The organism is Thermobacillus xylanilyticus, from assembly GCF_907165215.1.
GTDB lineage: Bacteria > Bacillota > Bacilli > Paenibacillales > Paenibacillaceae > Thermobacillus > Thermobacillus xylanilyticus.
Window position 1 is genome coordinate 1 of record NZ_CAJRAY010000024.1, and the last position, 24,246, is coordinate 24,246.

Sequence of the window (24,246 nt, forward strand, 5' to 3'; positions counted from 1 at the left end):
GGAAGCCGATTGCGGTCGATGAAGCGAAAATGCTCGGCCTGCCGATCCTCGTCACCGATTACCGGGCGGCGGGGGGCCAGATCGTGCACGGGGAGAACGGGCTGATCGTGGCGATGGAGCCGGGGGCGATCGCCGAGGGAATCGCGCGGCTGATGGACGATCCGGCGCTGACGGAGCGGCTCAGGCGGAATCTGGCGCTTGAACCGCTCGGCACGGAAGACGAAGTGCGCAAGTTCGACGAACTGACCGGCACCGGCGAGTTGGCGGAAGCGGACAGGCTTGCGGTGCCGGCGGAAGCATCGGCGCCCGGCGAACCGGTCGGAGCCGCGGGTTCGGCAGGTTCATCCGGTGCAGGTTCCCGAACGGCGGTACTGGCGGAGGGAAGCGGCGGACGATGAATGCGATACTCTTCGGAACATCTTCGGCGATCGCGCTGGCCGCACTGGCCTCGGCGGCGGTCGATCTGACGCCGGCGGCGTCCGCGTGGGTGCAGCGGATCGGCATCGGCCGGTTCCCGGACGAGGCGGCGTGGCGGGATACGGCGGCGGAGCGCGCGATGAAGTGGCTGCTCCGGACGCCGACGGTTCGCCTGACCGACCAGACGCGCCTGCTCTGGCTCGACATGCTGCGCGGGGAATACCGCCGCGCGGCGATCCAGCATTGGCAGGAAGCGGCGCTGGTGCTCGGGCTGACCGAGCTGGCGGGTTTCGGGACGGCGGCATCGGGTGTTGACGTGCCGGCCGCGCGGTTCAGCTCCCGCATGCGGGCCGTGCTCACCCGCTTCTTCTCCCGAAAGTTCGACGAGAGCGGCGGATGGCGGGAGCAGCCGGAGCAGGTCGACGCGGCGATGCTCGCCTGGGCGGTAATGGCGTCCGGCTTGGAGCCGGACCGCTATAGGCGGGCGTTCGAGCAGACGGCGGAGCTCGTGCTGCGGCACGTCGGCGGCGACGGGCTGGTCCAATACCGCCAGGGGGCGGTCGGCGGCTACCGCTACGTCGACACGATCGGGCTCGTCTGCCCGTTCCTTGCCGCGTACGGCCTGACTTACGGCCGGGAAGACTGTGTTGACCTTGCGGTCCGGCAGATTGACGCGTACGACCGGCACGGGATGCATCCCGATCTGCATCTGCCGTACCACGCGTACGCCGCCGGGGACGGCCGGCCGCTCGGCCTGTGCGGCTGGGGCCGCGGGCTCGCCTGGTACGCGATCGGCCTCGCCGACGTGTGGCGGCTGCTGCCGGCGTCCGACCGGCGCAAGGCGGAGCTGGAGGCGCGCATCGCGCGGTTCGCGCAGGCGGCCGCCCGGTTCCAGCAGCCCGACGGCAGCTGGCGGTGGACGGTGACCCGGCCCGAGACGCGGGCCGACTCATCCGTCACCGCGGCGCTGGCGTGGTTCCTGCTGCGGGCGGCAGCCGCCTCCGGCGCGCCGGGAGACGCGCGCGAGCGGGCCCGGCGGGCGCTCGCGTACCTGCGCGGCGTGACAAGGCGCAGCGGCGCGATCGACTTCGCGCAGGGCGACACGCGCGACATCGGCGTGTACGCGCAGCGGTTCGACGTGCTGCCGTTCGCGCAGGGCTTCGCCCTCCGCGCGGCGGCTGCCGCGCAAGAACCGGAACAGGGGCGGCGGGCATGAGGACCCGGTACGCCTTCTTCAACATCGCCGCAGGGCTCGGCAACCAGCTCGTCATCACCGCGCTCAGCTTCCTGTCCCGCACCGTTTTCATCCACAGCCTGGGCGTCGAATACCTCGGCGTCAACGCGCTGTTCACGAGCACGCTCGCGATGATCTCGCTTGCCGAGGCCGGCATCGGCGCCAGCATCACGTACCAGCTCTACAAGCCGGTCGCGCAGGACGACCGCCCGCGCATCCTCGGCCTCATGCGGCTGTACCGGAGAGCTTACGCCGCCATCGCGCTCGTCGTGCTGGCGCTCGGCCTGCTCGTGCTGCCGCTGCTGCCGGTTGTGGTGCGGGATACCGGGGTGGAGCACCTCGAGCTGGTCTATGTGCTGTTCGTGCTCAACACGGCGCTGCCCTATTTTTTCATTCACCGGCATTCGTTCCTCAACGTCAATCAGAAGAACTACATCGTAACGCTGTCGTTCACCGGCGCGACGGCGGCGGCGACGCTGCTGAAAATTCTGGTGCTGATTGAAACGGGCAGCTACATGCTGTACCTGCTCACCGAGTGCGGCATCACGCTCGCGGCGACGATCGGCGTGGCGGTTGCGGCGGGGCGGATGTACCCGTACCTGCGCTCGAAGGAAGCGGCGCCGATTGATCCGGAGACGAAGCGCGAGCTGAAGAAGAACGTGAAGGCCATTTTGCTGCAAAATGTCGGGTCGTACTTCATCTTCGGCGCGGAGAGCCTCGTGATCTCGTCGTTCGTCAGCGTCATCGCCGTCGGATTGTATTCGAACTACAAAATGCTGATCGACATCAGCCGGAATTTCATCTATCAGATCTCGAACAATCTGTACCACAGCGTCGGCAACCTGGTCGCGCAGGAGAGCAGGGAGCGGATCTACGCCGTTTTCCGCGGCATGCAGCTCATGAATTTCTGGCTCTATTCGTGCGCGGCCATCGTGCTGTACGCCGTGATCGAGCCGTTCATCCGGGCGTGGATCGGCGGCGCCTATATCATGGAAGCGGCGGTGCCGGCATTGCTGCTGCTCCTGTTCTTCGAGCGGGGGATGCGCAACGCCGTCGCCACGGTGAAGACGACGGCCGGCATTTTCCGCGAGGACCGGTATGCGCCGCTGCTGCAAGCCGCCGTCACCCTCGGCGGTGCGGTCGCGCTGGTCGGGCCGCTCGGCATTTCCGGCGTCTTCCTCGGCTCGCTGATCGGCGCGCTCGCCATTCCGTTCTGGCTGACGCCGTATTGGGTGTACCGGAAAGTGTTCAAACTGCCGCTGCGGCGCTATTTCACCGTCTACGCCCGCTATGTTGCCGTCGGCGGCGCGGCGTGCGCGGCCGTGCTGCTGGTGTGCCGTTTCCTGCCGGCGGACGGTTGGACGGCGGTTGCTGCGCGTCTGGCGGCCGCGCTGGCGGTGCCGAACCTGCTCTACTGGGCGCTGTTCAGGCGGCTGGAGGAGTTCGCCGTGCTGGCCGGCGCCGCCCGGCGGATTGCGGAGATGCTCGCGGGCCGGCTCCGTCCCGGGGCGGGACGGGCGGGGAGTGAAGCGAAGCAGACGCAATGAAGTTTCGCCGCGTGGACAGGATTAAAGTTTTTTAACCGTCCCCCCGGGCGGCGCTCTCCTTGACATGTTCTTTATAAAGAACTATAATTTTAAAAAGCTGAATACGCGCCATTTTTTTGTAATCAAATGTTCTTTATAAAGAATATCAACTCCATTCTGCGGAGGGTTGATTATGGCGGTGCTCATCACGGGCGGATCCGGGTACATCGGCAGCCATACATGCGCGGAGCTGCTGGAAGCGGGCCGCGACATCATCGTCGTCGATCGCCCGGAGCATGCGCCGGCGCTCGACCGGGTGCAGGCGGCGGTCGGCAGAAGATTTCCTTTTCATCCGCTCGGACTCATGGAACGCCGCGGTCTCCAGCGGATTTTCGAGGAGAACGAGATCGAAGCGGTCATTCATTTCGCGGGCATCCATCCGGCGGCGATGCCGCAGCAGGGCTGCCATCTTCCGATTGCCGAAACGGTCGTTCTGTGCGACGTCATGCAGCAGTTCGGCGTGCGGCGGCTCGTCTTCAGCTCGTCGGCCGCCGTCTACGGCAAGCCGAAGCAGACGCCGGTCACGGAATCGTCCCCGCTCGGCGCGGCCAACCGGTACGGCCGGACGATGCTCATGATCGAGGAGATTTTGCACGATCTGTACGAAGCGGACCGGAAATGGAGCATTGCCCTGCTTCGCAATTTCAACCCGGCAGGGGCGCACCCGAGCGGGTGGATTGACGGCGAGGCGGCCGGCGACGGGTTGAGCGAATGGCGCGGCCGTGAGTCGGAAGGCGCCGGCGGAAGCGCGTGGTGCAGCCGGGAGGCGGAAGGCGCCGGCGGGAGTGCATGGCGCATCCGGACGGCCGACAGCGCGCATCCGGGCGAGCGGACCTGCACCGAACCGGCCGGGACGCCGCAGCACTTGATGTCCCGCCTGATGCGGGCGGCCGCTGGGCAGCAGGACAAGCTGCCCGTCTTCGGAGGCGATTACCCGACCCGCGACGGCACATGCGTCCGGGATTATGTCCATGTGACGGATCTGGCGAAAGGCCATGTGAAGGCGCTTGACAAAGTGATGGCGGATTCCGGCTTCGACGCCTACAACCTGGGCACGGGCGCCGGGCACAGCGTGCTTGAGGTGATCGCGGCATTCGAGAAGGCGGCGGGCATCAACATTCCTTACCAGATCGTCGAACGGCGGCCGGGCGACGCGCCGATCATCTGCGCCGATCCGTCGAAAGCCCGGCGGGAGCTGGGCTGGCAGGCCGAAATGGGCCTCGGGCGCATGTGCGAGGACGCCTGGAGATGGCTGCGCCGCCGCACGGACGGCTTCCGGGCGGAATCCCGCCACAGGATGCTGGCCGGCGCGGGAGGGGCGGCGGGATGAACATTTCCGGCAAAATCTCGAGCGCGCGGTTCCGCGACATCGTCCTCGACAGCTGGCGGCTCGGCAGGATGGAGCGGGATCTTCGGGCGGCGGATCTGGTCAGGGAGATCAAGCGCAGGCTGCTGGCGGAGCTGCAGGCCAATGCGGAAGCCGCCGCGTCGGCGGACTGCCGGCCTGGCGGAAGCGGGGCGGAAGCGGCGCAGACGGCGTTGGACGCGCCCGACCGACCGGCGGCGGACCCGGCAGCCGGCGAACCGGCAGAACAACCGGCGGCGGGGAGGCGGCCCGGATGAAACGCGGTTTCGACCTGGCCGCCGCCGCCGTCCTGCTGATCGTCCTGTCGCCGGTGATGGCCGTGACCGCGCTGCTCGTGCGGATCAAACTCGGGCGGCCGGTGCTGTTCCGCCAGGTTCGTCCCGGCCTGCACGAGAAGCCGTTCGTGCTGTACAAATTCCGCACGATGGCCGATCTGCGGGACGAAAGCGGCAACCTGCTGCCCGACGCCGAGCGGCTGACGCCGTTCGGCCGCAAGCTGCGGACGCTGAGCCTGGATGAGCTGCCCCAGCTCTTCAACGTGCTGAAGGGCGACCTCAGCCTGGTTGGTCCGCGCCCGCTGCTGATGGAATATTTGCCGCTCTACACCGACGAGCAGCGCCAGCGGCATCTCGTGCGCCCGGGCATCACCGGCTGGGCGCAGGTGAACGGCCGGAACGCCGTCTCTTGGGAGGAGCGGTTCGCGATGGATGTATGGTATGTGCACAACCGGAGCATGCTGCTGGATCTGAAAATTTTGCTGCTCACGTTCCTGCGGCTCCTCAAGCCGGTCGGCATCCATCAGCCGGGGCGCGCGACAATGGACCGGTTCACCGGAACCGGCACGCCGGGGTGAGCGGCGCATGCAGCGGATCGTCATGATCGGAGACGGCGGCCACGGGAAAGTCGTGCGCGAATTGATCGCGCTGACGCCGGATGCCCGGCTCGCGGCGGTGCTGGACGACCGATACGCCGCGCTTGCCGGCGCATCCGGCGGCGGTCCGGACGGTGAGCTCCGGGGACCGGTCGCGGCATGGCGCGGCCTGCTTGCGCAGGATGCGGAGCTGCGCTTTGTCGCCGCGATCGGCGACAACCGGACGCGGCAGGCGATCGTCCGCATGCTGGAAGAAGGCGGCGTCCGCTTCGCGCGGCTGATTCACCCGGCGGCAATTGTCAGCCCCAAGGCGCGGATCGCCCCCGGCGCGGTCGTCATGGCGCGCGCGGTCGTGCAACCGGACGCGGCAGTCGGCGCGCATGCGATCGTGAATACGGGCGCCATCATCGAGCACGACGCCGTCCTGGGCGACTGCGCCCACGCCGCGCCGGGCTCCATCCTGACCGGCGGCGCCCGCGCGGGCGAAGGCGCGTTCGTCGGCGCCGGCGCGGTCATCCTGCCGGGCCGGTCGGTCGGCGCCTGGTCGACCGCCGGCGCGGGCGCGGTCGTGACGCGGGACGTGCCGCCGGGCTGCACCGCGGCGGGCGTGCCGGCCGCCGTCATCAGGGGGGATGCCCGATCGCGATAGCGTCGTGCCAATACATCGTGCCAATCCAGACAGGGAAGGGGTAACGCGTGAAGACCACTGTGCCAAAAGCCGCCATTCTGCTGTCGCCGCCCCATATGAGCGGAGCGGAACAGCACTATATTGCGGAAGCGTTCGCTTCGAACTGGATCGCGCCGCTCGGGCCGCATGTCGACGCCTTCGAGCGCGAATTGGCCGAGGCGGTCGGCGCCGGGCACGCCGCCGCCGTCTCGTCCGGCACGGCGGCGATCCATCTGGCGCTCCGGCTGCTGGGCGTCGGGCCCGGCGACCGCGTGTTCTGCTCCAGCCTCACGTTCGTCGCCAGCGCGAATCCGATTCTGTATCAGGGCGCGGAGCCGGTGTTCATCGACGCCGAGCCGGAAACCTGGGGCATGTCCCCGCAGGCGCTGGAGCGGGCGCTGGACGAGGCGGCGAAGGAAGGCCGGCTGCCGAAGGCGGTCATCGTCGTCCATCTGTTCGGCCAGTGCGCTCGGATGGACGAAATCTCGGCGCTCTGCGGCGCCTACGGCGTGCCGATCGTCGAAGACGCCGCGGAGGCGCTCGGCTCATCCTACAAAGGACGGCATGCCGGCACGATCGGCCGTTTCGGCATCTATTCCTTCAACGGCAACAAGATCATTACGACGTCCGGCGGCGGCATGCTCGTCTCGGACGACGGCGACGCGATCCGCGAAGCGCGGGTGCTCGCGTCGCAGGCGCGCGATCCGGCCGTCCATTATGAACACAGCCGGCCGGGCTACAACTACCGGCTCAGCAACGTGCTGGCCGGCATCGGCCGGGCGCAGCTCAAGGTGCTTGCGGACCGCGTGGAGGCGCGGCGCGCCATTTTCGAACGATACCGGACGGCGCTTGAAGCTCGGCCGGGCATCCGGTTCATGCCCGAACTTCCGGGCACCCGGTCGAACCGGTGGCTGACGGCGCTGACGGTCGACGAGCATTTGGCGGGCGTCACCGCCTCTCAGCTCGTCGCCTGGCTTGCCGAAGACCGCATCGAATCGCGGCCCGTTTGGAAACCGCTTCATCTGCAGCCGCTCTTCGCAGGCGCCCGCTTCTATTCGCACGGCATCCGGGAGGATGTGTCCGCCCGGCTGTTCCGGACGGGCATCTGCCTGCCGTCCGGCTCCGCGATGACGCCGGAGGAGCAGGAGCGGGTCATCGAACGGCTGAAAGCGGGCATGAAGTCCGGCAAAGCCGCTGCCGGGACCTGAAGCCCGGCCGTCGGCGGCCGGCCGCAATCCCCAAGACGAGGAGTGTAATGGCGTGTGCTCAAACATCGAAACTTTCGGTCAGCGCGGCGGGTCGGAACATGGACAGCAGCGTGAACGGGAAGAGCGGGACCGTCGTGCAGCCGCGGGATAAGAGGGGGCGCGGAATGATCGGGACGAACATCAACCATTTCCGCACCCAGAGCGGTATTTCGCTGTCGGAGCTTGCCGAGCGCGCCGGCATTTCGAAGTCGTACCTGTCCAGCATCGAGCGCAATCTGAAGCAGAACCCGTCCATTCAGGTGATCGAGAAAATCGCGCTCGTGCTCAACGTGGACCTGAAAACGCTGCTGCAGGTCAACTTGCCGGACCCGGAAGCGAAGGAGACGCCCGACGAAGAGTGGTACGCCTTCGTCGAAGCGCTCAGGCAGGCCGGCATCGAGAAGGACAATGTGCAGGATTACAAGATTCTCATCGAGTTCATCAAGTGGTATCAGGAACGGAAACAGGAACGAAAACAGGGATGACGGCCTCTCCCGGCCCGTCATCCCTTTCATTATAAAACGCCGTCACTGCATGAGCTGCAGGACGGCGCGGGAACATCTCTCCGGATTGTATTGCTCGTTGCGCTTCGTCAGAAGCGACCGGCGGTATTCGCCTGCCGCGTAAGGTTCCTGGATGAGCTTGAACCAGCGGTCGATCGTTTCGCGGTCCGTCAGCAGCTCGCCGAACCCGTTGCGGACGAAATACTCGCAGTTCTCTTCTTCCTGGCCGGGAATCGGCTCGTAGAACAGCATCGGAATGCCCTTGCTGAGGCCTTCCGTGCAGGTCATCCCGCCCGGCTTCGTGATCAGCAGATCGGATACGTCCATCAGCTTGTTGATCTCGCGGGTGAACCCGAGAATCTTGATGTTCGGATGGCGGAAGAGCGGATTGTTCTCCAGCCGTTCTTTCGCCTTCTCGTTGTTGCCCGCGCAGAAAATGAGCTGGACGTTGTCGCGGTATCCCGCCATGTATTCGAACAAGCCGTTTTCGTCGTTCAGCAGCCCCCAGCCGCCTCCCATGATCAGCACGGTCGGCATCGCGTTCAGATTGAACTGCTTGCGGATCTCGTCCTTGTCGCAGGACGTCCAGAAGTCGGGATGCACCGGGATGCCCGTCACCTCGATGCGCGAATCGGGAACGCCGTGCTCCATCAGCTTGCGCTTCACGATCGGCGTCGAGACGAGGTATTTGTTCACCTCGGGGCTTGCCCACGTGCCGTGCGCGTCGTAATCCGTTATGAGCGTGAACAGCGGGACGTTCAGCCCCAGCCGCTTCAGGCGCGCGACGACCGCGTTCGGGACCGGATGCGTGCACACGATGGCGTCCGGCTTGAGCTGGGTGATGACCTGGGACGTCTGGGTATAGAACAGCCGATGCAGGGCGAGCTGCGCGAAACGGTTGAGCGAGCGCTTGTAGTTGGAACGGTACAGGTGCCCGACCAGTTTCGGCTGCTTCGTCACCGTTTTGCGGTATGCCGAGACAATCAGCGGCCCGAGCACCGGATTGAGAAATTTGCCCAGTTCGAGCACTTTCGTCTGGACATCGGGATTGAGATGCCGGATGCCGACGGCCAGCGCATAGGCGGCCTGGGTGTGTCCGGAACCGAACCCTTCCGAGAGCAGAAGCACTCTTTTCTTGCTCTTGTGCATCGTCTCACCCACTTTTCCTACATATCATATTACGAATCCGTACGGGGATTGACAAGGGATGAGCGATCGCCGGAGCAGACGGATGTTCAACCGTTGATGAAAGCCGTTTTGAGCGTGTTTCGGTAGACGACATCGAAGCCCAGGGCGTCGGACAGCGCGCCGAGCGGCACGTAGGTCCGGCCGCCTTCCGTGAACGGCGGCGCCGGAATCGTCCGCGGCTCTCCGTTCACCATCATCACGGCGCTGCCCGGCGTCAGCACGACCTTGCGGCCGCTTAAGGTGAACGTCGCCGATTTCGTCTTGTTGTCCCACGCCAGGTCTGCTTTCAGGGCGGCGGCGATGTCGCGCAGGACGAGGAAGGTGAAGTTGTTCCTGACAAGCGGCTTTTCATTGTCCGGCTTCAGTTCCTTCCCGTTCACGAAGATCGTGATCGGCACGCCCTCTTCCCGGGGCGAAGGCTCGCGGTAGTCGCCCCAGACCGCTTCGGCAAAGGCCCGGCCCATGGCGTCGTAGCCGTTCTGATTCGGATGAATGTCGGTTTCCTTGTTCAGATATGCCGCCAGCACTTTCGTGTAGGTCAGTTCGCGGCCGACGAAGCGGCTCGCCGAGTAAGCCACCCGGACATCCCGTCCTTCCGCCGCGAACCGGGCGGACAATTCCTCCAGCTTCCCGGTCGTCTGCTTGACGGCGTCCTGCAGCTTCTCATAGTAGGGCACCTGCTGGTCCATGATATTCTTCGGCACCGGCGAATATTGGTCGCCGATGACGACTAGCGCGTCCGGATTGATGCGGTGAATGGTGCGGATCGACGTTTCCAGCGACGCCAGAATCCGGTCCAGCATGCCTTCCAGCCACGCGTCCGCTTCATCGGTTTGGCCCGAACCCAGCATCTGGATATAAGCGGCCAGATCGTTGCCGCCGACCTGGATCAGGATGAGGTCGGCGCTTTCGATATTCCGCCGCACCGCCGCACCGTCGCCGACGAGGCTGCTGATGCGCGGATCGACGAAGGCTTCCTGGCCTTCGGCGAGCAGATCCTCCGGGCCCGAGCCTTCGCCGCGCTCCGCCCGCGCCAGCAGCTTCTCCAGTCCTTCGGTCCGGAGGCCGATGATGCCGTAATTGGCGTACTCCGCTTTGAAGCCCCGGAAGAGCGCCTGTTCCCACACCCGCTCGACAAATCCGTAGGCCACCGGATTCGCCTGCTTTTCCATGCCGTACTCATAGCCCGCGGCCAGCGAGTCGCCCAGCGCCGCGATGCGGTAGACGCCGTCTTCCCCGGCCGTCTCGCCGGCGGCACCCGCCGCCTTTGGCAGCGCTTGCATCATGCTTGCCGCCATCAGGGCGGCCAGTACGGCGGCAAACGCCGGGTGCAGCCTGTCCCGCCACAATTTCCGCAATGGAATCACACCTTCCCGATCAGAATAAGGACAAGATAAGGAATGCAAAGAAACGATTTGCATCGACAAACGAAACTTATCGCACCCATAAAAAAGTTGATGCGCCGCCGATCATCCGCGCCGCATAGGATAAGTGAATCGGTGCAAATGATCGGCGGATTAGTCCATTTTGCGGCGGGGCGACTAAGCCTATACTGTAGTTCCATGATGCAAATCGTATGGGCATCCGCCGTTCGTATTTCCGCTTTTCTTCGGCCATTACATTGTAAGTCATTTTTGGCCGGATTTGAAGCTTTGCTTGTGCCGAAACGCGGTTTGCACCATTCAAGAAGTGAGGTGGCGCTTGATATGAAAACGCGGCACGCGGGATTGCCGCCGAAGCAGGGACTGTATGATCCGCAATACGAGCGGGACGCATGCGGCATGGGCTTCGTGGCGAACATTGCCGGCATCAAGTCGAGTACCGTTATCCGCCGGGCGCTGACTGTCCTCGAGAACATGGAGCACCGCGGCGGTCAGGGCAGCGAGCCGAATACGGGGGACGGCGCGGGTATTCTGATCCAGATTCCGCACCGGTTCTTCCGCAGGGAAATGGCAGGACTGGGCGTTACGCTGCCGGATGAAGGCGATTACGCCGTCGGCATGCTGTTCCTGCCCCATGACGAAGCGCAGCGAGCGGAGCAGGAGCGGACGCTCGAGGCGATCGTCCGCGAGGAAGGGCAGGAAGTGATCGGCTGGCGCACGGTGCCGACGAACGACGAGCTGCTCGGACGCTCCGCGAAGGAAGCGAAGCCGTATGTCCGCCAGCTGTTCATCGGCCGCGGCACCGGAACGGAGGCCGGACTGCCTTTTGAACGGAAACTGTATGTCATCCGCAAGCGCGCGGAACGGGCGATCCGCTACGGAGAACTTCCGGGCGGCGACAAGTTCTACGCTGCAAGTCTGTCTTGCAGAAAGATTGTGTACAAGGGAATGCTGACGACGGAGCAGCTCAAGTCGTTTTATCCCGAGCTGATGGACGACGCGATGGAATCGGCGATCGCGCTCATCCACTCCCGTTTCAGCACGAATACGTTCCCGAGCTGGGACCGCGCGCATCCGTACCGTTATCTCATCCACAACGGCGAGATCAACACGCTGCGCGGCAATATCAACTGGATGCACGCGCGCCAGACGCTGCTCGAGTCCGAGCTGTTCGGCGGCGACATCGAGAAGATCAAGCCGGTTATCGATCCGGACGGGTCCGACACGGCGATGTTCGACAACGTGCTGGAGCTGCTCTACCTCGCCGGCCGCCCGCTGGCGCACGCGGCGATGATGATGGTGCCGGAGCCGTGGACGAAGCACGAGTCCATGAGCCCGGAGAAAAGGGCGTTCTACGAATATCACAGCACGCTGATGGAACCGTGGGACGGTCCCGCCGCGATGGCGTTCACGGACGGCACGCAGATCGGCGCGATCCTCGACCGGAACGGGCTCCGTCCGGCGCGCTACTGCGTGACGAAGGACGGCTTCATCATCCTCGCGTCCGAGACGGGCGCGCTGGAGATTCCGCAGGACGAAGTGCTGTACAAAGACCGGCTCCGTCCGGGGCGGGTGCTCCTTGTCGATACGAAGGAAGGCCGCATCATTTCCGACGAGGAAGTGAAGAAGGCGATCGCGACCGAAAAACCGTACCGCGAGTGGCTGGATGAGCATCTGATCGGACTCGACGATCTGCCGGACGCGCCCGAACTGCCGGGACCGGACAGCGAGGCGGTCCGCATCCGCCAGGCCGCCTTTGGCTACACGTACGAGGAGCTCCGCAAGGTGCTCGAGCCGATGGGAAGCACGGGCAATGAGCCGATCGGCTCCATGGGCTATGACGCGCCGCTTGCCGTGCTGTCGGAACGCCCGCAGCGGCTGTACAACTACTTCAAGCAGCTGTTCGCGCAGGTGACGAACCCGCCGATCGACGCCATCCGCGAGGAGATCGTCACGTCGACCGTCACGACGATCGGTTCGGAGCGCAACCTGCTGAAGCCCGAGCCGGAGAGCTGCCGGCATATCCGGCTGGAGACGCCGATCCTGTCGAACGAGCAGTTCGCGAAGCTGCGCCATATCCGCCGGCCGGGGTTCAAGGCGATCACGATTCCGATCCTGTTCCCGGCGGCCGAAGGGGAGAAGGGGCTTCGCGAGGCGATCGACCTGATGTGCGAGGCGGCGGACCGCGTCATCGACAAGGGGCATAATCTGATCATCCTGTCCGACCGCGGCATCGACAAGGACAACGCGGCGATTCCGGCGCTGCTGGCCGTATCGGCGCTGCACCATCATCTGATTCGCAAGGGAACGCGGACGAAGGTCAGCCTGCTGCTCGAATCGGGCGAGCCGCGCGAAGTGCATCATTTCGCGCTGCTGCTCGGCTACGGTGTGAGCGCCGTCAATCCGTATCTCGCATTCGAGACGCTCGCCGACATGATCCGGCGGGGCCTCTTGAAGGGCGTCGCGTACGAGAAGGCGGTGCAGAACTACATCAAGGCGGCCACGAAGGGCGTCGTCAAGATTTTGTCCAAAATGGGCATCTCGACGATCCAGTCGTACCGCGGCGCGCAAATCTTCGAGGCCGTCGGGCTTGCGCAGGACGTCATCGACCGGTACTTCACCTGGACGGCGTCCCGCATCGGCGGCATCGGGCTGGATACGATCGCCGAGGAGACGCTGAAGTGCCACGAGAAGGCGTTCAGCTCTCTGGCCGAAGCCGAGCAGGCGCTCGATTCCGGCGGCGAATATCAATGGCGCCGGGACGGCGAGGACCATCTGTTCAATCCGGAGACGGTCCATACGCTGCAATTCGCGACACGGACGAACGACTACAAGCTGTACAAGCGATATTCGAAACTCGTCGAGGGCGAAGAGGAGACGCGCCGCACGCTCCGCTCGCTGCTCAAGTTCAAGAAGGGCAGTCCGGTGCCGATCGAGGAGGTCGAGCCGGTCGAGTCGATCGTAAAGCGCTTCAAGACCGGCGCGATGTCGTACGGCTCGATCAGCAAGGAGGCGCACGAGGCGCTGGCGATCGCGATGAACCGGCTCGGCGGCAAGTCGAACACCGGCGAAGGCGGCGAAGATCCGCGGCGCTATGTGCCGGATCCGAACGGCGATTCGCGCCGCAGCGCAATCAAGCAGGTGGCATCCGGCCGGTTCGGCGTGACGAGCCAGTATCTGGTGAACGCCGACGAGATCCAGATCAAGATGGCGCAGGGCGCGAAGCCGGGCGAAGGCGGCCAGCTTCCGGGACGGAAAGTGTATCCGTGGATCGCGGAGACGCGCGGTTCGACGCCGGGCGTCGGGCTCATCTCGCCGCCGCCGCACCATGACATCTACTCGATCGAGGATCTGGCCGAACTGATCCACGATCTGAAGAACGCGAACCCCCGCGCGCGCATCGGCGTGAAGCTTGTCTCCGAAGTCGGCGTCGGCACCATCGCGGCCGGCGTGGCGAAGGGACGCGCGGATGTCATCCTGATCAGCGGCTACGACGGCGGCACCGGCGCATCGCCGGTCACGTCGATCCGCCACGCCGGGCTGCCGTGGGAGCTCGGACTCGCGGAGACGCATCAGACGCTGATGCTGAACGATCTGCGCGGCCGCGTCACCGTCGAAGTCGACGGCAAGCTGATGACCGGCCGGGACGTCGCGATCGCGGCGCTGCTCGGCGCGGAAGAGTTCGGCTTCTCGACCGCTCCGCTCGTCGTGCTCGGTTGTGTCATGATGCGCGTCTGCCATCTCGATACGTGCCCGGTCGGCATCGCGACGCAGAATCCCGAGCTGCGCAAGAAGTTCATGGGCAGCCCGGATTACGTCGTCAACTACATGCGGTTCATCGCGCAGGAGCTGCGCGAAATCATGGCCGAGCTCGGCTTCCGGACGATCGACGAGATGGTCGGCCGGGTCGACATGCTGGAGATGGACGAAGCGGTCCGCTACGGCAAGCGGAAGGGGCTGGACCTGTCGCCGCTGCTCCATCAGCCGGAGCTGCCGTCGGATGCGCCGCGCCGCAAAGTGCAGGAGCAGAACCACGGCCTGGAAGAGTCGCTGGACGCGCGCCATCTCATCCCGCTGGCCAAGCCGGCGCTGGAGCGCCGCGAGCCGGTCAGCGCGTCGCTTGAGATCCGCAACATCAACCGGGTCGTCGGCACGATGCTCGGCTACGAGGTGACGAGCCGTTACGGCGCCGAAGGGCTGCCGGAGGATACGATCCGGTTCCATTTCACCGGATCGGCGGGCCAAAGCTTCGGCGCGTTCCTGCCGCGCGGCATCACGCTGTCGCTGGAAGGCGATGCGAACGACTACGTCGGCAAAGGGCTGTCGGGCGGCAAGCTGATCATCGCGCCTTCGCCGAAGGCCACGTTCAAGGCGGAGGAGAACATCATCATCGGCAATACGGCGCTGTACGGCGCGACAGGCGGCGAAGCGTACATCCGCGGCATCGCCGGCGAGCGCTTCGCGGTGCGCAACAGCGGCGCGTATGCCGTCGTCGAAGGCGTGGGCGACCACGGCTGCGAATATATGACCGGCGGGCGCGTCGTCGTCCTCGGCCGGACGGGGCGGAACTTTGCGGCCGGCATGTCGGGCGGCATCGCGTACGTCTATGATGAGGACGGGGATTTCCCGGTCCGCTGCAACTTCGAAATGATCGGGCTCGAGACGCTGGATGCAGGCAGGGAAAGCGAGGAAGTGCGGGCAATGATCCGCCGCCACGCGGAACTGACGGGCAGCGAGCGGGCGAAGGAGATTCTCGCGGATTGGGACGCTTCCCGCGCGAAGTTCGTCAAGGTCATTCCGAAGGACTACAAGCGGATGCTCGAGCGGATCGAAGACATGCACAATCGCGGACTGACCGGGGAAGCGGCGCTGATGGCCGCGTTCGAGGCGAACGCGCGCGATCTGGCCCGGGTCGGAGGAAATTGAATGACAACATGAATCATGCGCATGCCGCACAAGGACGGCATGCGCATGTTTGTTGTCAGGACGCGCGATCAATTGCCGCGCATGCTCCGCTCGGCGCGGACGAAGGCGATGAAGCGGCGCGTCTCGTCGGGCGACAGTTTGCGGCCGTCGACGGAAAGCGAGAACCGCTCCATGATCTGCTCGTCGGACAGTTCAAGGGAATCCACAAATTCACGGACATCCGGACTGAGCGGAGGATTGGGCACGTTCGTTCTGCCGACCAGGTAGTCGATGGAAATATTGAACAGATCGGCAAATTTTGTCAACGTTTCGGTGTCAGGTTCCCGCCGGTTCTTTTCGTAGTGGGACAAAGCCGCCCGGGAGATGCCGATTGCCGCAGCCGTTTGTTCTTGTGTCCAGCCCCGCTCTTCGCGAAGTTTCGCAATTCGGCTACCGATGTTCATGGTCATCCTCCTATATCCGCATATCCCTGAATTTTAGCATGGAAAAGAACAAGTCATGACTGGAGTCACTTGCCGGTTGCGGCGTCATGTCTATACATAACGTAACATTTTTCTACAGGCAGTACAAGAAACTTGGCAAAACAGTTTCAGGCCATGGGACCGTCGAAATGAAGCGGCAGACGCTGACGCATCCGACAAAAGGATACAGCCGGAGCGGGATTTCGGGATTGACAGGAATCGATAAATGTCATAAATTATAAATATAAGGTTACGAAATGTATCTAAAGTTTCATTTGCGATACATATCGAAGCCAATCGAAAAAGCAGGAAGTGACGCTCCATACTGTAACGATTCAAGGGTTTTTCGAACTATTTCGCAAAGGAGTGTTGACCGGCGATGGATACCGAACAATTCTACTGCGTCGGTTGCCAGGAGCTGAAGGATGCGGCAAACGGCCACCGGGTATTCCGGACGGGGTATTTTCGCCTCGTCTACCCGCTCGGATGCTGCCTGGTCTGCGGCGGCGAAAAGACTACCCGGTCCGCCGCGGCGGAAGCCGGCCGTTCGGGTACGGTCTTCAAGCCGCTGGACACCGCGCCGCAGGCCCCGCCCGCCGCAGTACCTTCTCAAACGGGTCCATCGGCGGTCCGGCATGCCGCGTGCTGAATGCAAACCGCGGCGTCATGAAGTTCCCCCGGCTGTCACGCACGGCCGGCGGGAACTTTTTTTGTTATGCTTGTCCATATGGGAGCAGGGAAGCAATTTTGCAACACCATGCAACCTGTGCCGGTTACCCTCCGTTTATATATTGTAATCATTGAATATATTAACATATAGCAGGACGGGCGGTAATCGCCCGAAGATGGGGGAGGATTTGGTGTTGGATTTGCAGACGGGCGGCACGGAGCCGGTCGTGCGGCTGCTGAACGTGACGAAACGGATCGGCAATCGCACGATCATCGACAATCTGACGTTCGACGTGCCGCCGGGAGAAGTGTTCGGTTTTCTCGGCCCGAACGGTTCGGGCAAGACGACGACCATCCGGATGATGGTCGGCCTGATGCGGATGACGTCGGGCGAGATTCTGATCCGGGGCCGGAGCATCCGGACCGAATATGAAGCCGCGGTGCGCCAGGTCGGCGCGATTGTCGAGAATCCGGAGATGTACAAATATTTGACCGGATACCAGAACCTGCTGCATTATGCGCGGATGATCCCCGGCATTCCGCGCAAGCGGATCGACGAGGTGGTTGAACTCGTCGGCCTGACCGCGCGCATACACGACAAAGTCAAAACGTACTCGCTCGGGATGCGGCAGCGGCTCGGGGTGGCGCAGGCGATTCTGCATCGGCCGGCGCTGCTCATCCTTGACGAACCGACGAACGGCCTTGATCCGGCCGGCATCCGCGAGCTGCGGGACTATCTGCGCCATCTGGCGAAACACGAAGGCACAACCGTGTTCGTCTCGAGCCATCTGCTCTCGGAGATGGAACTGATGTGCGACCGCGTCGCCATTATCCAGGCCGGCAAATTGATCGATGTGCGGCTGATTCACGGCGGCGCGGAGAACGGCGGGAAAGCGGAGGTGTTGTTCGAGGTCGATCGTCCCGACGCGGCTGCGGAAGCGCTGGGCGGCGCCGTCCTGCGGGCGGAATCCGGCGGCATCGTGGTGAGCGCCGGGCGCGAGGAGGCGGCCGACATCAACGCCCGTCTTGTCGCGGCAGGCGTGCGCGTTTACGGCATCCGGACCGTGACGAAGTCGCTGGAAGATCAATTCCTCGAAGTGACGGGAGGCGGGCGCATTGGTTGATTTCATTCGGCTTATCAGGAACGAGAACATGAAAATTTACCGGCGGCTCCGCACCTGGATCATGTTCGCCATCATGCTGATCATCCCGCTCGGCATTTCCCTCGGCGCCATGGCGCTCGAGGCCGATCCGGACATGTGGTTCTTTTCCTATCTGGAAGCGGAAGTCGTGCTGTCGCTCATCACGATATTCGCCGTCATCATCGCGGCGGACAGCGTGGCGGGCGAGTTTTCGACCGGCACCATCAAGCTGCTGCTCATCCGCCCGTGGAGCCGGTCCAAAATTCTGCTGTCGAAGTACGTATCGCTGCTGCTTTTCATGCTCTTTTTCACGGTCTCGCTGCTTCTGTTTACGCTGCTCGTCAACGGCGTGCTGTTCGGAAGCAACGGCGAGTACACCTATCCGAACCAGGGATCGCGAAGCTACATTGTCTATTTGCTGTCTTACTACGGGCTTAACCTGATCCAGATCATCGTCACGGTGACGATGGCGTTCATGATCTCGACCGTCTTCCGGTCGAGCGCCCTGGCGATCGGCTTGTCGATTTTCCTGCTCCTGGGCGGCAACATGATGGCGGCGCTGCTCAGCCTTCTCGACAAACCGTGGGTGGACTACGTGCTGTTCATGAATTACGGACTGTCTACGTATGTCTCCGGCGGGACGCCGATACCTGACCGGCCCTTCGGGTTTTCCCTCGCGGTCCTGGCCGGGTACTACGTGATCTTCATCGCGCTGTCCTGGTGCGTCTTCCGCCGCCGCGACGTCGCGGCCTGATTCGCGAGCGCGGGGCCTGAAATGCGAAGAAGCCTTCGGATCATCCGCCTGCTCCGGCGGTGTCCGAAGGCTTCTTGGTTTGGCGCGGCATGATCGCTTCAGCCGCGCGCTTTAACCGTGCGCGCCGGCTGCCACGAGGCGGAACGATTCGTCCGCCGCTTCGATCGTCTCTTCGATGTCGGCATCCGTATGGGCGACGGTCAGGAACCATGCCTCGAACTTCGACGGCGCCAGACAGACGCCGCGGTCGAGCATGGCGCGGAAGAATGCGGCGAACGCTTCGCCGTCCGTATCCTGCGCCTCCGCATAGTTCGTGACCGGATGCGCGCAGAAATGCGTCGAGAACGCGCCGCGGATCCGGTTGATCGTGAGCGGCACGCCGTGCTTTGCCGCGGATGCCTCAAGGCCGTCCGTGAGCCGGGCGGCGAGCGCGTCCATCCGGTCGTAGACGCCGGGCTCGCGCAGCACGTCGAGGCAGGCGATGCCGGCGGAGATCGAAGCGGGGTTGCCGGCCATCGTGCCGGCCTGGTACGCCGGGCCGAGCGGCGCAACCTGCTCCATGATCGTCTTCCGGCCGCCGTAGGCGCCGATCGGCAGACCGCCGCCGATGATTTTGCCGAGAGCCGTCAGATCCGGCTCGATGGCGGCGTGGTCGGGGAACGCGGCAAAGTTCTGCGCCCCGCCGTAGTGGAAGCGGAACGCGGTGATGACTTCGTCGTAGATGACGAGCGCGCCGGCGTCGCGCGCCATCCGGCATACCCCTTCGAGGAAGCCGGGCTTCGGCATGACCATGCCGAAGTTGCCGACGATCGGCTCGACGAGGACGGCGGCGACATCGTCGCCCCAACGCTCGAGGGCCTGGCGCAGGCCGCCCAGATCGTTGTAAGGCACGGTGATGACCTCGTGCGCGATCGAGATCGGGATGCCGGCGCTGTCCGGAATGCCGAGCGTTGACGGCCCGGAGCCGGCGGCGACGAGCACGAGATCGGAATGGCCGTGGTAGCATCCGGAGAACTTGATGATTTTCGTCCGGTTCGTGTAGGCACGGGCGACGCGGATCGTCGTCATGACCGCTTCGGTTCCGCTGTTCACGAACCGGACCTTGTCCATGGACGGAATCGCTTCTTTCAGGCGGCGGGCCATCTCGATCTCAAGCTCGGTCGGCGTGCCGTACAGGGTGCCGCTTTCGGCCGCCCGGGCAATCGCCTCGACGATGCGCGGATGGGCGTGTCCGGCGATGATCGGTCCGTAGGCGGCGAGATAGTCGATATAGCGGTTGCCGTCGACATCCCAGAAATAGGCGCCTTGCGCGCGCTTCATAAAGACGGGGGCGCCGCCGCCGACCGCCTTGAACGAGCGGGAGGGGCTGTTGACGCCGCCGACGATGTGCTGAAGCGCTTCTTCGTAGAGGGCGGCGGATGTCGGGCGTCTTCCGGTATTTGCGGGCATGGGGAAGTCTCCTTTCGCGTTTGCGGTCATATTTTTTCACAGGACAACCATCAAGAAAAGGGCGCCCCGGCACCGATGGCCGGAACCCCCTTCCACGTGATGAATATCGATGTGCCGGCCGGTCAGGCCGCGGGTTCTGCCGCTTCCGCGGGCTTGCTCGTGACGGGACCGGAAGGCTTGCCCGATGATTCGTCCGCATCGCCTTCGGTATCCGCGGCCGTCTCGTCGCTCGCCAGCACTTCCTGCACGTAAGCTTTCAGGGCTTCCGTGTCGCGGACCGCCAGCACCGAAGCGCCGCCCACCTTCTCGTCCTTGAGGAGCTCCATCGGCGGCACCTGCGCGGAGCCGGCGACGTGGATCTTCAGGCCGAGCTGACCGAGCTTCAGCATATCCGACACCTGCATGTTCGTCTCGATGTACGGCTGGACGCTCTCCAGAATTTGTCCCATCCGGACGACGTTCCAGGTCGACTGCAGTTTCTTCGCGACGGCTTTCAGGAACTCCCGCTGCCGTTCGGTCCGGGTGAAGTCGGACATCGCATCGTGGCGGAAACGGACGTATTGCAGCGCTTTGTCGCCGTCGAGCAGTTGGTATCCTTTCTTCAGGTGGATGTCATAGCGGTTCTTGTCCGCGTTGTCGACATAGTTCATATCTTTCTCGACTTCGAAATATACACCGCCGATGGCGTCGACCAGCGCCTTGAACCCTTCGAAATCGGCATAAGCGTAATAATGGATGTCAAGTCCAAGCAGGTCGCCGATCGTCTCCATGGCGAGATTCGGCCCGCCGAGCGTGATGGCGGTGTTGGCCCGGCCTTTGCCGTGCCCCGGAATGTCGATGTACGTGTCGCGCAGGACGGACAGCAGATGCGCCCTTTTCGTGACCGGGTCGATCGAGACGACGATCATCGAGTCAGAACGGGCGACTTCGCCTTCGGCAAGTCCGCGCGCGTCACCGCCCAGCAGCAGAATGTTGACGCGTTCCTTGCCTTCCCACTCCGGCGGCGCTTCCACCGTCTTGTCCACCACCGATTGGAAACGGGATTCCGATTCGTCCTTCTGGAAATTGTCCAGCGCATTGTAAATGGTATAAGCCTGATAGGCGGCGTATCCGATAACAATGACCGCAACCGACAAGAGGCCGTAGAGCGTCCGGCGCAGCCATTTGTTCTTCTTTCGGGTTGATCGCGGCTTCATGGCGGTTCTCTCCTTCTCCGCAAAAATCGTTCTGCACATTAACTATTGACGACACAACTCGTCGAATGGTTCCGCACATGAAAACTTTGCACGCTTAAAGATTATAAAATGTCACGACCTGTCTTACAAGTGCTATACTGTTGTCGGAAGATAGAGAGTCATTTCCCGGGAAATGTCGAGGGGGAAGGGAGAGGTTGCCATGCAGCCGGCGATCGAAGTTCATGAGTTGCGCAAGACGTTCAAAGTACAGCGAAACCGGGAAGGTCTTGCCGGCGCGCTGCGGGATTTGTTCCGCCGTGAATATGTGGAAGTGACGGCGGTGAAGGATATCAGTTTCACGATTCCGCAGGGAGAAATCTGCGGATACATCGGGGAGAACGGCGCAGGAAAGTCGACGACGATCAAGATGCTTGCCGGCATTCTGGTGCCGACATCCGGCACGGTTCGGGTGGCCGGTTATGTGCCCTGGCGGGAGCGCGAGCGGTTCGTCCGCAACATCGGCGTCGTGTTCGGCCAGCGCAGCCAGTTGTGGTGGGATATCGGCGTGATCGAATCGTTCCGGCTGCTGCGCAAGGTGTACCGCGTGCCGATGGCCGATTACCGGCGGCGGCTGGACGAGCTGGTCGAACGGCTGCAGCTGGGCGATCTGCTGAACCGGCCGGTGCGGAAGCTCAGCCTCGGCCAGCGGATGCGGTGCGAGCTCGTCGCATCGCTGCTGCACAATCCGTCGATTCTGTTTCTCGACGAACCGACAATCGGGCTCGACATTGTCGTCAAGACGGAAATCCGCGAGTTTCTGATCCGGCTCAACCGCGAGCACGGCACGACGATTCTGCTGACGACGCACGATCTGCAGGATATCGAAGCGCTCTGTTCGCGGGTCATCATGCTGGACGACGGCCGGATCATTTATGACGGCGGATTGGACGAGCTCAAGACGCGCTGGAGCCGCGGGCGCGAGATCCGGCTCCAGTTCGGCGAGCAGGTAGCGCTGGAGCGGCTGGAGCGGCTGACGGCGGATCTGCCCGGCGCGAGCTGGCAGGCGGGCAGGGACATGACGGCGGTTTTGCGTGTGCCGGCCGACGTGAATCTGTCCGACGCGCTGGCCCGCGTCGTCGGCAGCGGTGTTGACATCCGCGACATCAAGTTCATGGAGACGAGTACGGACGAAATCGTGCGGGAGATTTACAAGTCGGGTTCGGCTTCGGGCGCGGAACGGCTGGTGGGCGCGACGTGACGAGCATGTACCTGGATCTGATCCGCATCCGGTTTCTGATGATGCTGGCGTACCGGGTGAATTATTACAGCGGCATCGTCATTTATGCGGTAAATATCGGCGCTTACTTCTTCTTCTGGCATGCGATCTACGGGGATCAGGAAGCGATCCGGGGATTTACGCTGGCGCAGATGACGACTTACGTGGCGGTCACCTGGATGGCGCGCGCGTTCTATTTCAACAATCTGGACCGCGAGATCGCGAACGAGGTGCGCGACGGCAGCGTCGCCATCCAGTTTATCCGGCCGTACAATTATTTGCTGGTCAAATTGTTCCAGGGGTTCGGCGAAGGGCTGTTCCGGCTGTTGCTCTTCATGACGCCGGGGCTGGTCGTCGTGTGCCTTATTTTCCCGATCGAGCTGCCCCGAGATCCGGCGGTCTGGCTGCTGTATGCGGTCATGCTGGTGTTCAGCTTCATTATCAACGCGGAGTTGAACCTGCTCACCGGGATGGGGGCGTTCTACATCGAGAACGTCGACGGGCTGCTGCGCATGAAGCGGGTGTTCATCGACCTGTTCTCCGGCGTGCTCGTGCCGATCGCGCTGTTTCCGGGCTGGCTGGCCGCCCTGTCGGAATGGCTGCCGTTCCAGGCGATCGCTTATTTGCCGAGCGCGGTGTTCACCGGGCGGAGCACGGGAGACGAGGCGCTGGCGGCGATCGGGCTGCAGGCCGCATGGGCCGTCGTGCTGATCATCCCGATCATGCTCATGTGGCGGGCGGCGCGGAAGCGGCTGTTCGTGCAGGGAGGGTGAGGCCGGCATGATGTTTTACCTCGGGTTAATGTGGGAATACTTCAAGAACTACGCCAAGACGCGTCTGACCTACCGGGCCGACTTCTGGATCGAAGTGGTGTCGGATCTGGCATTCCAGGCGATCAACCTGATCGTCATCCTGATCGCGTTCCGGCATACGCCGACGCTCGGCGGATGGACGGAAGCGGAAGTCGTGTTCGTGTTCGGGTATTTCATGGTGCCGTACGGCATCTTCAGCTGCTTTTTCGACCTGTGGAATTTCAGCGAGCGGTATATCGTGAAGGGCGAGATGGACCGGGTGCTGACGCGTCCGGCGCACAATCTGTTCCAGATTCTGCTCGAGAACATGTACCCGCCGGGGCTGATCGGATCGTTCGTCGGGCTCGTGATCATGGCGGTCACGGCGCGGCAGATGGGCATGACGTTCGACTGGACGGATCTCGTCATGCTGCTCGTGCTGACGGCGGGCGCGGTGATGGTGTACTTCGGCTTGTACACGGCGCTTACCGCCATCGGGTTCTTCACCGACGCGCCGACGGGCATCCTGCCGCTCATGTTCAACCTGCAAAGCTACGGCCGGTATCCGGTCACGATTTACAACCGGACGATGCGGTTTGTTTTGACCTGGCTGCTGCCGTTCGCGTTCGTCGGCGTCTATCCGGCGTCGTATTTCCTTGAGCGCAGCGGCGCCGCCGATCTGCGGATGGCGCTGCTCACGCCGGCGGTCGGCCTCGTGTTCACGGCCATCGGGCTCGTTGTCTGGAACATCGGTGTGAAGCGTTACCGCGGGGCAGGGTCGTAAGCGGGCGTGGTTGCCGGGGGCGAGGTCGTAGGCGGGCGTGGTTGCCGGGCGCGGCGTGCAGCGGTGCGAGGAGGCGTCGCTGAGCAGCCGGGGCCTCGCGGCATCGGCGATTAACGGCATTTGGTGCCGTTAATCGCTAGTCAGAGCGCGGCGGTGGGCCCAATAACGGCACGAGGTGCCGTTATTGGCGTCGCTGAGCAGTCGGGGCCTCGCGGCATCGGCGATTAACGGCATTTGGTGCCGTTAATCGCCCGTCAGAGCACGGTAGTGGGCCCAATAACGGTACGAGGTGCCGTTATTGGCGTCGCTGAGCAGCCGGGGCCTCGCGGCATCGGCGATTAACGGCATTTGGTGCCGT

General features: G+C 63.6%; 21 protein-coding genes. 16 read left to right on the top strand and 5 right to left on the bottom strand.

Features of this window, described 5'->3' with window-relative positions; translation table 11 throughout:
- From KJQ12_RS05025 to KJQ12_RS05065, 9 genes are all read left to right on the top strand, one after another.
- On the top strand, positions 1-398 hold a 398-nt coding region (locus KJQ12_RS05025), incomplete at its 5' end, for a glycosyltransferase (RefSeq protein WP_213483740.1).
- Positions 395-1,633, top strand: a complete 1,239-nt coding sequence (locus KJQ12_RS05030) for a glycoside hydrolase family 88 protein (protein ID WP_213483741.1) — start codon at positions 395-397, stop codon at positions 1,631-1,633. The genes KJQ12_RS05025 and KJQ12_RS05030, both read left to right, overlap by 4 nt.
- Positions 1,630-3,198: a lipopolysaccharide biosynthesis protein gene (locus KJQ12_RS05035; RefSeq protein ID WP_213483742.1), complete on the top strand. Its 1,569-nt coding sequence runs from the start codon at positions 1,630-1,632 to the stop codon at positions 3,196-3,198. The genes KJQ12_RS05030 and KJQ12_RS05035 overlap by 4 nt, the downstream gene beginning before the upstream one ends.
- Before the next feature lie 172 nt (positions 3,199-3,370).
- Positions 3,371-4,567 carry an NAD-dependent epimerase/dehydratase family protein gene (locus KJQ12_RS19545; RefSeq protein WP_244860432.1) on the top strand — a complete coding sequence of 399 codons (1,197 nt, stop codon included), beginning with the start codon at positions 3,371-3,373 and terminating at the stop codon, positions 4,565-4,567.
- Entirely contained in the window at positions 4,564-4,860 is a 297-nt protein-coding gene (locus tag KJQ12_RS05045) for a hypothetical protein (RefSeq protein WP_213483743.1), read from the top strand. Before KJQ12_RS19545 ends, KJQ12_RS05045 begins: the two co-directional genes overlap by 4 nt.
- Positions 4,857-5,456 carry a sugar transferase gene (locus KJQ12_RS05050; protein ID WP_213483744.1) on the top strand — a complete coding sequence of 200 codons (600 nt, stop codon included), beginning with the start codon at positions 4,857-4,859 and terminating at the stop codon, positions 5,454-5,456. The genes KJQ12_RS05045 and KJQ12_RS05050 overlap by 4 nt, the downstream gene beginning before the upstream one ends.
- 7 nt (positions 5,457-5,463) lie before the next feature.
- Positions 5,464-6,123, top strand: coding sequence for an acetyltransferase (locus KJQ12_RS05055; protein WP_213483745.1), 660 nt, complete (start codon positions 5,464-5,466; stop codon positions 6,121-6,123).
- Positions 6,124-6,218: 95 nt separating this feature from the next.
- Positions 6,219-7,349 carry a DegT/DnrJ/EryC1/StrS family aminotransferase gene (locus KJQ12_RS05060; RefSeq protein ID WP_213483835.1) on the top strand — a complete coding sequence of 377 codons (1,131 nt, stop codon included), beginning with the start codon at positions 6,219-6,221 and terminating at the stop codon, positions 7,347-7,349.
- A gap of 98 nt (positions 7,350-7,447) precedes the next feature.
- A complete protein-coding gene (locus KJQ12_RS05065) occupies positions 7,448-7,873 on the top strand; it encodes a helix-turn-helix domain-containing protein (protein ID WP_015255949.1) in 426 nt (141 codons plus the stop codon).
- A gap of 42 nt (positions 7,874-7,915) precedes the next feature.
- Here the strand turns inward: KJQ12_RS05065 and KJQ12_RS05070 are convergent, their stop codons facing one another.
- Both KJQ12_RS05070 and KJQ12_RS05075 read right to left on the bottom strand, forming a co-directional pair.
- Positions 7,916-9,040, bottom strand: a complete 1,125-nt coding sequence (locus tag KJQ12_RS05070; RefSeq protein WP_213483746.1) for an MGDG synthase family glycosyltransferase — start codon at positions 9,038-9,040, stop codon at positions 7,916-7,918.
- Between the two features lie 86 nt (positions 9,041-9,126).
- Entirely contained in the window at positions 9,127-10,437 is a 1,311-nt protein-coding gene (locus KJQ12_RS05075) for an SGNH/GDSL hydrolase family protein (RefSeq protein ID WP_213483747.1), read from the bottom strand.
- A 348-nt stretch (positions 10,438-10,785) separates the two neighbouring features.
- Between KJQ12_RS05075 and gltB the strand changes: the two genes are divergently transcribed.
- Positions 10,786-15,387: a glutamate synthase large subunit gene (gltB, locus tag KJQ12_RS05080; RefSeq protein WP_213483748.1), complete on the top strand. Its 4,602-nt coding sequence runs from the start codon at positions 10,786-10,788 to the stop codon at positions 15,385-15,387.
- A gap of 68 nt (positions 15,388-15,455) precedes the next feature.
- On the opposite strand, the gene KJQ12_RS05085 is transcribed toward gltB, so the two are convergent.
- On the bottom strand, positions 15,456-15,830 hold the full coding sequence (locus KJQ12_RS05085) for a helix-turn-helix domain-containing protein (protein WP_015255945.1): 375 nt from the start codon (positions 15,828-15,830) through the stop codon (positions 15,456-15,458).
- Between the two features lie 397 nt (positions 15,831-16,227).
- On the opposite strand from KJQ12_RS05085, the gene KJQ12_RS05090 reads away from it, so the two are divergent.
- The 3 genes from KJQ12_RS05090 (at position 16,228) to KJQ12_RS05100 (ending at position 18,413) form a co-directional block, all read left to right on the top strand.
- Positions 16,228-16,497: a hypothetical protein gene (locus KJQ12_RS05090; RefSeq protein ID WP_213483749.1), complete on the top strand. Its 270-nt coding sequence runs from the start codon at positions 16,228-16,230 to the stop codon at positions 16,495-16,497.
- A 196-nt stretch (positions 16,498-16,693) separates the two neighbouring features.
- Positions 16,694-17,641 carry an ABC transporter ATP-binding protein gene (locus tag KJQ12_RS05095; RefSeq protein ID WP_052835924.1) on the top strand — a complete coding sequence of 316 codons (948 nt, stop codon included), beginning with the start codon at positions 16,694-16,696 and terminating at the stop codon, positions 17,639-17,641.
- Positions 17,634-18,413 carry an ABC transporter permease gene (locus KJQ12_RS05100; RefSeq protein ID WP_213483750.1) on the top strand — a complete coding sequence of 260 codons (780 nt, stop codon included), beginning with the start codon at positions 17,634-17,636 and terminating at the stop codon, positions 18,411-18,413. Before KJQ12_RS05095 ends, KJQ12_RS05100 begins: the two co-directional genes overlap by 8 nt.
- 111 nt (positions 18,414-18,524) lie before the next feature.
- Here KJQ12_RS05100 and KJQ12_RS05105 read toward each other — a convergent pair whose 3' ends face one another.
- Positions 18,525-19,862, bottom strand: a complete 1,338-nt coding sequence (locus KJQ12_RS05105; protein ID WP_213483751.1) for a glutamate-1-semialdehyde 2,1-aminomutase — start codon at positions 19,860-19,862, stop codon at positions 18,525-18,527.
- Between the two features lie 122 nt (positions 19,863-19,984).
- Positions 19,985-21,058: an LCP family protein gene (locus KJQ12_RS05110; protein ID WP_213483752.1), complete on the bottom strand. Its 1,074-nt coding sequence runs from the start codon at positions 21,056-21,058 to the stop codon at positions 19,985-19,987.
- Positions 21,059-21,257: 199 nt separating this feature from the next.
- Here KJQ12_RS05110 and KJQ12_RS05115 point away from each other — a divergent pair, with 199 nt between their 5' ends.
- From KJQ12_RS05115 to KJQ12_RS05125, 3 genes are read left to right on the top strand one after another with little or no spacing between them, the layout of a single operon-like run.
- The gene (locus tag KJQ12_RS05115; RefSeq protein WP_213483753.1) at positions 21,258-22,295 is read left to right on the top strand and encodes an ABC transporter ATP-binding protein; all 1,038 of its coding nucleotides are present in this window, start codon (positions 21,258-21,260) and stop codon (positions 22,293-22,295) included.
- The gene (locus KJQ12_RS05120) at positions 22,292-23,086 is read left to right on the top strand and encodes an ABC transporter permease (protein ID WP_213483754.1); all 795 of its coding nucleotides are present in this window, start codon (positions 22,292-22,294) and stop codon (positions 23,084-23,086) included. Before KJQ12_RS05115 ends, KJQ12_RS05120 begins: the two co-directional genes overlap by 4 nt.
- A gap of 10 nt (positions 23,087-23,096) precedes the next feature.
- On the top strand, positions 23,097-23,888 hold the full coding sequence (locus KJQ12_RS05125) for an ABC transporter permease (protein ID WP_213483836.1): 792 nt from the start codon (positions 23,097-23,099) through the stop codon (positions 23,886-23,888).
- Positions 23,889-24,246: the final 358 nt, after the last annotated feature.

Excerpts from the sequence above, each read along its gene's own strand:
- KJQ12_RS05030 (WP_213483741.1), top strand. The coding sequence starts at position 395 with ATGAATGCGATACTCTTCGGAACATCTTCGGCGATCGCGCTGGCCGCA.
- KJQ12_RS05035 (WP_213483742.1), top strand. The coding sequence starts at position 1,630 with ATGAGGACCCGGTACGCCTTCTTCAACATCGCCGCAGGGCTCGGCAAC.
- KJQ12_RS19545 (WP_244860432.1), top strand. The coding sequence starts at position 3,371 with ATGGCGGTGCTCATCACGGGCGGATCCGGGTACATCGGCAGCCATACA.
- KJQ12_RS05045 (WP_213483743.1), top strand. The coding sequence starts at position 4,564 with ATGAACATTTCCGGCAAAATCTCGAGCGCGCGGTTCCGCGACATCGTC.
- KJQ12_RS05050 (WP_213483744.1), top strand. The coding sequence starts at position 4,857 with ATGAAACGCGGTTTCGACCTGGCCGCCGCCGCCGTCCTGCTGATCGTC.
- KJQ12_RS05055 (WP_213483745.1), top strand. The coding sequence starts at position 5,464 with ATGCAGCGGATCGTCATGATCGGAGACGGCGGCCACGGGAAAGTCGTG.
- KJQ12_RS05060 (WP_213483835.1), top strand. The coding sequence starts at position 6,219 with ATGAGCGGAGCGGAACAGCACTATATTGCGGAAGCGTTCGCTTCGAAC.
- KJQ12_RS05065 (WP_015255949.1), top strand. The coding sequence starts at position 7,448 with ATGGACAGCAGCGTGAACGGGAAGAGCGGGACCGTCGTGCAGCCGCGG.
- KJQ12_RS05070 (WP_213483746.1), bottom strand. The coding sequence starts at position 9,040 with ATGCACAAGAGCAAGAAAAGAGTGCTTCTGCTCTCGGAAGGGTTCGGT.
- gltB (WP_213483748.1), top strand. The coding sequence starts at position 10,786 with ATGAAAACGCGGCACGCGGGATTGCCGCCGAAGCAGGGACTGTATGAT.
- KJQ12_RS05085 (WP_015255945.1), bottom strand. The coding sequence starts at position 15,830 with ATGAACATCGGTAGCCGAATTGCGAAACTTCGCGAAGAGCGGGGCTGG.
- KJQ12_RS05090 (WP_213483749.1), top strand. The coding sequence starts at position 16,228 with ATGGATACCGAACAATTCTACTGCGTCGGTTGCCAGGAGCTGAAGGAT.
- KJQ12_RS05095 (WP_052835924.1), top strand. The coding sequence starts at position 16,694 with ATGGGGGAGGATTTGGTGTTGGATTTGCAGACGGGCGGCACGGAGCCG.
- KJQ12_RS05105 (WP_213483751.1), bottom strand. The coding sequence starts at position 19,862 with ATGCCCGCAAATACCGGAAGACGCCCGACATCCGCCGCCCTCTACGAA.
- KJQ12_RS05110 (WP_213483752.1), bottom strand. The coding sequence starts at position 21,058 with ATGAAGCCGCGATCAACCCGAAAGAAGAACAAATGGCTGCGCCGGACG.
- KJQ12_RS05115 (WP_213483753.1), top strand. The coding sequence starts at position 21,258 with ATGCAGCCGGCGATCGAAGTTCATGAGTTGCGCAAGACGTTCAAAGTA.
- KJQ12_RS05125 (WP_213483836.1), top strand. The coding sequence starts at position 23,097 with ATGTTTTACCTCGGGTTAATGTGGGAATACTTCAAGAACTACGCCAAG.